Consider the following 7938-nt stretch of genomic DNA (forward strand, 5'->3'; position numbering starts at 1 on the left):
TATGTTAAATACCTCTAAGGGAGTATCTGTGATGAAGAAGATTGACTTAGATAAATTAGACTTATTAACACTTTCTATATTAGTAAGTTTGTACGAAAACAAATCGGCTACTCATGTGTCTAGAATACTGGATGTACCAGCATCAAAGATTAGTCGTTGTTTACATTCAGCAAGATTGCTATTCGGTGATGAGCTTTTTATTAGACGTAAATATGGATTGGTACCGAACGATTATGCAGGGAGGATCTATCCTATTGCAAAAGAAATTGTGGACTGTGCTAAAAATTTCAATCGGCTGAATAGTACCTCATTACCACATAGTCGACATTTTGAATTAGTGATGCCAGGAATGATTGCTCATGCTTACCCACGTGCATTAATGAATTCAATTAAAGAGCATCATAAAGATATTCATATCAATACAATTGGGATAAACATGCTCTAGAAAGTGTCTCTAACGACCCTAATAGTATTGTCTTGTGTGGCTGTAAAAGCCCTGAGGAAATTCATTGCTTTGATCAAAAGTTACACGTTGAAGTGCTTGCCGAAATGGGGTCACAGTACTTGTTAAGTTGTAAAAATCATCGCATTTTAAAGCAAGAAATCACTTTAGAAAGTATTGCCGAGTATCCATACATCAATACGCTTATGGGAGCCCAAGCGCCAATAATCAATCCGTTTCAAGAGTATTGTCAACTCAACAATCTACCTCTTGAAACTGAAATGACTATTACAAATGTATCTTCTTTATTTGATTACCTTTCTGATTGTAAGTCGTTGGCATTAACACCTTACAAGGCCGTTTACGACATGGTAGATGAGGAGTCAGGTTTACATGCTTGTCAGATATCTGAATACGAAGTGAATCGTCTTTTTAACGTTGTAGAACCATTAAAGTTAGTATTGGTGACGCATCCCAATGCAGATAATGAAGATGCTACTTGGTTAAAACAGCAGATACGCGAGTTAACCAGTGAGCTTGTTTAACAATAAAGTCTATACAGATGTTGTTTTAGTTATATGAGCATTATAAATATATGTTTTGATATGAACTTGGGTGTTGTATCTAGACCTTAGTATGAGTTTTCTTGATAGTTTTACTTCTTAATGCTTATTGAGTAAAAATTGGCTTTGGTGTAGGCGGTTATTGGTGTTTTTTAATAAATGATATTTTCAATCACATTGTTCACGATAGCCTAGGTTGCTTTCTTAGTTATTTAATCCAACATGTGTTTTTCATTTTTCGATTTATATACTCGAATTTAATACGTATCGGAATTACATTTAATGTAATTCCTTTTTGTGTATATTTTTTACTTGTTTAAAAGTCGTTCATGCGAGACTTTTAGTTAATTGCATAAATGTATAATTTGGCGTTTGTTTTTTCTCGATACTAAATTTGAATATAAAATATATGTTTTTTTGCAACTTAGAAGTGCAAAACGTTTTTGGGTAATATCGTCGCGACTAATACTATTTGATAAATGTAAATGATGAATATAAAAATCTACATACTATATTTAATGTTTTTTATAGCAAAAAATATGAGGTGAGTCATTTTATCATAAACGTTACTTAAGGCTGAGCTAATGTAGTGGTGTGATAATTACCGCTTAAAAACAGGTTAAATCAGTATTAAAGCATCAATTACTTGCCACCAATCTTGGAAATTTGTTAGCAATCTTCTTTTGTTGTCGTTTGTTTTTATAAGTAATTGATTTTAATTTAAATGTTGGTTTTTTATTGCTTGGTTGTGGTTAAGCTTGTGGTTGTACATGAGTGCCTGCGTTAGTGAGTTGGGTATTGCTGCATTTAGCATTTAAAACCTATGCTACATACTATGTTTTGAACCAGTGAATAACGCTCATACTTGTATATTTCATCGAGCGATTAATCACAGCTAAAAACGTTATAGATCAACTGATACCCTAGTAAGATTCATGATCATATTTCAAGGGCTTTACTAACTTATTCACGTTAAGCTAATCTTCTTGTTTCCTATCAAGCTGTATTTGAGGGAATAACAATATCAGTCAATAAGGATATAACGTGGACACCCTTGAGTTAACTTCTGTTACCCCCACCAAAACTAAATCGTTTTTAGCTGGTGCGCTTGCCGTTATGCCGCTGACGATTGCGGTGATCCCTTGGGGGATACTCGCCGGATCGTTTGCACTGGAAGTGGGCCTAACGCCAGTTGAAAGCCAAGCGATGTCGGCAATTATCTTTGCGGGTAGTGCCCAGTTGGTTGCACTCGGTATGATAAAAGCCGGTATTGGTATTAGCAGCATTTTGATCACCACCTTACTGATCACCTCTCGACATTTGCTGTATGCCATGGCGATGCGCACTCATATAAGCCCTTTACCCCTTAAATGGCGTTTAGGCTTAGGTTTTTTACTCACAGATGAACTGTTTGCTATCGCAAATCAAGCTCATAAAGGCGACTCGCCAGCGCAACATCAGTTTGATCGCTGGTATGCTTTGGGCGGCGGCTTAACCTTTTATCTTGGTTGGAATATTGCTACTTTGCTTGGCATTGTCGCAGGGCAGTCTATCGACAACTTAGGCGAACTAGGACTCGACTTTGCCATCGCTGCCACCTTTATCGCCATCGTAGTCCCCACAGTAAAAAAGCCATCAATATTAGTGTGTGTCCTGGTGTCGCTTACCTTAGCTGTCGTGTGCGCAGTATTTGCGATTCAAGCCGGGCTATTAATTGCGGCAATATCGGGCATGGCAGCAGGCATGACTTACGCCAAATTGACTAACGAAGACGCTGTGGTTTCAGCTAGAGTTGATTCGAGTAACATTGATTCTGCTATCGCTAGTTCGAATACCGCTGAATCTACTTCTTCAGTGACCACAAATAAGGATCACAAGCTATGATCTGGCTGATTATTTTATCCATGGCGGCGGTGGTGTTTATCAGTCGACACTTGTTGTTAGAACCTAAATTGCCTATTCGCTTAAGTAAAAATACCTTAACGTTTTTAAGCTATTCAGCCCCAGCGGTATTAACCGCTATCTTAGCGCCAATTGTGTTTGTGCCCGAAGGCCAACTTGCTATTAGTGTATATAACCCCTATTTAACTTGTGCCCTGGTGGCCACAGTACTGGCTTACGTTACCCGCAACACCTTACTCACAACCGTACTCAGTATGGGACTGTTTTTTATTTTGTATTAGCAACTGGCCCTAGATTAATTTCAATCATTGTTAACTGACATTCTGTTGCGCAATAGATTAGAATAACCGCCATATTACGGACCAATTAGAGTTGAATATGCACGTACACATATTAGGTATTTGTGGCACTTTTATGGGCGGTTTAGCCCTACTAGCCCGCGCAATGGGCCACAAAGTAACCGGCAGTGATGCTAACGTTTACCCGCCGATGAGCACCCAGCTTGAGCAACAAGGTATTGAGCTAATCCAAGGTTTTGATCCCATTCAATTAGGCAAAGAAGGCGATAATCAACCTGATTTAGTGGTTATTGGTAATGCCATGAGTCGCGGTAATCCATGTGTAGAAGCGGTATTAAACCGTGGTATTAAATACACTTCTGGGCCGCAGTTTTTGTCTGAACATATTTTGCAAGACCGTTGGGTGTTGGCGGTAGCGGGTACTCACGGCAAAACCTCTACCTCCAGCATGCTCGCGTGGGTTTTAGAATACTGCGGCTACGAGCCGGGATTTTTAATTGGTGGCGTGCCGCAAAACTTTGGCGTGTCAGCCCGTTTAGGTAACTCAGTGTTTTTTGTGGTTGAAGCCGACGAATACGACAGTGCCTTTTTTGATAAACGCTCTAAGTTTGTGCATTACCATCCACGCACGTTAGTGATCAATAATCTTGAATTTGATCATGCCGATATTTTTGCCGATCTCGCAGCCATTCAACGTCAATTTAATCATGTTATCCGCACTGTGCCGGGCGAAGGTAAGGTTATTTGGCCTAGCGATGTTGAAGCTGTACAGCAAGTGATTGATATGGGCTGTTGGAGCGAACAAGAAATTTATTCTAAATCGCCAACCTTAGCCACAGATATAGCTAATCATTCAGAGAGTCCTTTAGCAAGCCAAGGTGAACCAAGTGCTTGGCAGTCGCGTACTATTGCCGACGACGGCCATGTGTTTGAAGTGCTGTTTAAGGGCGAGTCACAAGGGATATTACACTGGGCATTGATAGGTCAGCACAATATCGAAAACGCAATTATGGCTATCGCTGCGGCACGTCATGTTGGCGTAGCACCAAGCCATGCTATAGAGGCATTGACACAGTTCAGTCCACCTAAGCGTCGTTTAGAATTATTGGCTACCGTCAATGGGGTGTCTGTGTATGACGATTTTGCTCATCATCCAACCGCTATTGCCACCACCTTGCAAGGGCTAAGGGCCAAAGTGGCTTCCAGTGATCATGCCAATGGCAAGATTATTGTAGTGCTAGAGCCGCGATCGAACACTATGAAAAGCGGTGTACATAAAGATACGCTGGCCAATTCGATGGTATTGGCTGATGTTGGCTACTTATATCAAGCGGACAATATTGGTTGGGACATTCATGCCAGTATGGCTAATGCGCCACTTCCTGTGACTGTGTTTAACAATATAGAAGACATTATTAACACAGTAGCCACCACCGCCAATAAAGGTGATACCGTGGTCATTATGAGTAATGGTGGCTTTAATGGTATTCACCAGAAAATAATTAAGGCTCTAGCGTAACGGCTTTAGCCGATAGAGGGTACAACATGGCCTATGCCAAAAAAGCCAAAGCAATTAGTCTCGCCTGGACCGGCGCATCTGGCGCACCATATGGCATTAAGTTGCTTGAATGCTTGCTCGCGGCTGATTACCAAGTTTTTTTAATGGTATCCAGCGCAGCACGTGTGGTGTTAGCCACCGAGCATGGGTTACAACTGAGCGCAAATCCAGATAAAGCCAAGGCTCAATTACTTGAGCAACTGCATAATTCTGATGAGCCATTAAAAGGCGAATTAGTGGTGTTAGGTAAAGATGAATGGTTTTCGCCGCCAGCATCAGGCAGTGCGGCACCAAAACAAATGGTGATTTGTCCGTGTTCAACCGGCACATTAGCTGCTGTCGCCACTGGAATGAGTAATAATTTGCTCGAAAGAGCAGCAGACGTAGTATTAAAAGAGCGTGGGCAGTTAATCCTTGTTCCGCGTGAAACTCCTTTTAGTGCCATACACTTAGAGCATATGTTAAGCCTTACACGCAATGGTGCGACCATCATGCCAGCGGCACCAGGCTTTTATCATAATCCCAAATCGGTTCAAGATCTGGTAAACTTCATGGTTTCCCGAATACTTGATCATTTGGGTATTGAACACGACTTAACGAGTCGCTGGGGATACGGACGTACTCAGTCACACGACATCGACAATTGAGAGATTTATGAAGCACACCATTGAAATGATGATTTCTGAGCAAGAAATCAATAAAACTTTAGACCAGTTAGCTGAACGCATTAATGCTCATTACGCTGACAGTGAACGCTTATTAATGGTTGGCCTATTAAAAGGTTCTGTAGTGTTTATGGCCGATTTATGTCGCCGCATCAAAGGCCATGTTGAAATCGACTTTATGGCAGTATCAAGTTATGGTAATTCAACCACTAGCTCACGCGACGTTAAAGTGCTTAAAGACGTGCAGTCTGATATCTCTGGCCGTGACGTGTTAATTGTTGAAGACTTAATCGACTCAGGCAACACCTTAAATAAAGTGCGCGAGATGTTACTACTGCGCGAACCAAAAAGTTTAGCGCTTTGTACCTTATTAGATAAGCCAGAACGCCGCGAGGTTGATGTACACGTCGACTTTATTGGTATCACAATTCCTGACGAGTTTATTGTCGGTTACGGTATCGACTACGCAGAGCAATACCGCAACTTGCCTTATATCGCTAAAGTTGTACCACTGGATTAAGCAAACATAATTTATAAACTCCCGCCGATGTGGGAGTTTTTTTTCATTGTAAGTTGAGGATTTCAATATGGCCGATAACGCCAATGCATTGGTGATCGATAACCTTAAAAAAACCTATAAAGGCGGTGTAGAAGCCGTTAAGTCAATTAGTTTGACGGTAAAGCAAGGTGACTTCTTTGCTTTGCTTGGCCCCAATGGTGCAGGTAAATCTACCACCATCGGCATTATCAGCTCATTGGTGCAGAAAACCGCTGGCACGGTTTCGGTATTTGGTTTCGATATAGATAAAGATCTCGAACATGCCAAGTTATGTATCGGGTTAGTACCGCAAGAATTTAACTTTAACCAGTTTGAAACCGTGCAACAAATTGTGGTTAACCAAGCGGGTTACTATGGCGTGCCAAAAGCCGTAGCATTACAACGTGCTGAAAAGTATCTCACCCAACTTGATTTATGGCAAAAACGCCATGCTCAAGCGCGCGAACTGTCTGGTGGCATGAAACGCCGTTTAATGATTGCCCGTGCGTTAATGCACGAACCTAAATTGCTAATATTAGATGAGCCAACAGCAGGCGTCGACATTGAACTTCGTCGTTCAATGTGGGAGTTTTTAAAGCAAATTAACAAACAAGGTGTGACGATTATTTTAACCACACACTACCTTGAAGAAGCCGAAATGCTGTGTCGCACCATTGGTATTATCGATACCGGTTTGCTGGTGGAATGCACCACCATGAAGGCTTTATTGAGCAAGCTAGATGTTGAAACCTTTATTTTCGATTTACGTCATGATCTCGATGTTGCCCCTCAGTTAACCAATATGAATTGCCGCTTAACTGATGCACATACTTTAGAAGTCGATGTGGCCAAATCGAATAACATTAATGAGTTATTTACTCAGTTTACTTCAGCCAATATCGAAGTCTTGTCGATGCGCAATAAAGCCAACCGTCTAGAAGAATTGTTTGTAGAGCTGGTAGAGAAAGCCAAGGAGTCAAAATAATGAAAAGTCTGTATTTTGTGGCTTTTAAAAGTATTTTAACCAAAGAAATTAATCGCTTCACCCGTATTTGGATCCAAACACTAGTGCCGCCAGCCATTACCATGACGTTATATTTTTTAATTTTTGGTAACTTAGTTGGTAGCCGCATCGGTGAAATGGGCGGCGTGACCTACATGGAGTTTATTGCTCCTGGTTTAATCATGATGTCGGTGATCACCAGCTCATACTCTAATGTGGCCTCATCGTTTTACAGCGCCAAGTTTCAACGCAACATTGAAGAAATCATGGTGGCTCCAGTACCGCATTACGTGATGATAGCTGGTTATGTCGGCGGCGGTGTCGCCCGTGGGTTATGCGTGGGCCTAATTGTGACCACAGTGGCGATGTTGTTTGTTGATATCTCCTTACATCATGTTGGCTTGGTTGTTATCACCATGTTTTTAACCTCAGTGTTATTCTCACTCGGTGGCTTGATTAATGCCGTGTTTGCCAAAAGCTTTGACGATATCAGTATTATCCCGACCTTTATTCTTACGCCACTCACCTACTTAGGCGGTGTATTTTACTCGTTATCGTTATTGCCACCTTTTTGGCAAGGTGTATCGGGTTTAAATCCTGTGGTATACATGATTAACGTATTCCGCTACGGATTTTTAGGTTTTGCCGACCTCAGTGTACCGTTATCTATCGCCATCATGGTTGGCTTTTGCGTCAGCTTGTGGGCATTAGCTTACTATTTGATTTCGCGCGGAATTGGTTTGCGTAGCTAAGTCTCATAGGCGGTAAGCCGCAGCCAAATCGGTTGTTATCATCTCAGTGTAAAAGGGCTCGTAAGAGTCCTTTTTTATGGGCGTTATTTCATAGATAAATCCGAAAACGAATTTATACCTTTGAATTAATAATGAATATCAATATTTTAGTTTGCGTGCTGTAACTAGTTAACTGTAATCCATCGGGCTTTGGCACCAAATAGGTGTACAAAGCCC

At 41.3% G+C, this 7938-nt stretch carries 8 protein-coding genes and 1 pseudogene; all 9 read left to right on the forward strand.

All coding sequences use genetic code 11. The features are described 5' to 3' along the window. Positions 1–445 (forward strand): annotated as a pseudogene (locus H5185_RS19985) (hypothetical protein); the annotation flags it as partial. A gap of 32 nt (positions 446–477) precedes the next feature. Then, positions 478–987, forward strand: coding sequence for a hypothetical protein (locus tag H5185_RS19990; RefSeq protein WP_182742974.1), 510 nt, complete (start codon positions 478–480; stop codon positions 985–987). A 1062-nt stretch (positions 988–2049) separates the two neighbouring features. Next, positions 2050–2889 (forward strand): AzlC family ABC transporter permease, encoded by an 840-nt coding sequence (locus tag H5185_RS19995; RefSeq protein WP_182742975.1) that lies wholly within the window; start codon positions 2050–2052, stop codon positions 2887–2889. Beyond that, on the forward strand, positions 2886–3188 hold the full coding sequence (locus H5185_RS20000) for an AzlD domain-containing protein (protein ID WP_124017374.1): 303 nt from the start codon (positions 2886–2888) through the stop codon (positions 3186–3188). The genes H5185_RS19995 and H5185_RS20000 overlap by 4 nt, the downstream gene beginning before the upstream one ends. 97 nt (positions 3189–3285) lie before the next feature. Next, positions 3286–4725: a UDP-N-acetylmuramate:L-alanyl-gamma-D-glutamyl-meso-diaminopimelate ligase gene (gene mpl, locus H5185_RS20005; protein WP_182698619.1), complete on the forward strand. Its 1440-nt coding sequence runs from the start codon at positions 3286–3288 to the stop codon at positions 4723–4725. 26 nt (positions 4726–4751) lie between these two features. Next, positions 4752–5411 (forward strand): flavin prenyltransferase UbiX, encoded by a 660-nt coding sequence (locus H5185_RS20010; RefSeq protein ID WP_124017376.1) that lies wholly within the window; start codon positions 4752–4754, stop codon positions 5409–5411. 7 nt (positions 5412–5418) lie between these two features. Continuing rightward, complete coding sequence (gene hpt / locus H5185_RS20015) at positions 5419–5949, forward strand: hypoxanthine phosphoribosyltransferase (protein WP_124017377.1); 531 nt, start codon at positions 5419–5421, stop codon at positions 5947–5949. Positions 5950–6016: 67 nt separating this feature from the next. Next, positions 6017–6952, forward strand: a complete 936-nt coding sequence (locus H5185_RS20020; RefSeq protein ID WP_124017378.1) for an ABC transporter ATP-binding protein — start codon at positions 6017–6019, stop codon at positions 6950–6952. After that, a complete protein-coding gene (locus H5185_RS20025; RefSeq protein WP_182742976.1) occupies positions 6952–7722 on the forward strand; it encodes an ABC transporter permease in 771 nt (256 codons plus the stop codon). Before H5185_RS20020 ends, H5185_RS20025 begins: the two co-directional genes overlap by 1 nt. Positions 7723–7938: the final 216 nt, after the last annotated feature.

It is taken from the genome of Shewanella sp. SG44-6, from assembly GCF_014164185.1.
In the GTDB taxonomy this organism is placed as follows: domain Bacteria; phylum Pseudomonadota; class Gammaproteobacteria; order Enterobacterales; family Shewanellaceae; genus Shewanella; species Shewanella vesiculosa.

Bases quoted from the DNA above. Each gene is read 5' to 3' on its own strand.
- H5185_RS20000 (WP_124017374.1), top strand. From the start codon at position 2,886: ATGATCTGGCTGATTATTTTATCCATGGCGGCGGTGGTGTTTATCAGT.
- mpl (WP_182698619.1), top strand. From the start codon at position 3,286: ATGCACGTACACATATTAGGTATTTGTGGCACTTTTATGGGCGGTTTA.
- H5185_RS20010 (WP_124017376.1), top strand. From the start codon at position 4,752: ATGGCCTATGCCAAAAAAGCCAAAGCAATTAGTCTCGCCTGGACCGGC.
- hpt (WP_124017377.1), top strand. From the start codon at position 5,419: ATGAAGCACACCATTGAAATGATGATTTCTGAGCAAGAAATCAATAAA.
- H5185_RS20020 (WP_124017378.1), top strand. From the start codon at position 6,017: ATGGCCGATAACGCCAATGCATTGGTGATCGATAACCTTAAAAAAACC.
- H5185_RS20025 (WP_182742976.1), top strand. From the start codon at position 6,952: ATGAAAAGTCTGTATTTTGTGGCTTTTAAAAGTATTTTAACCAAAGAA.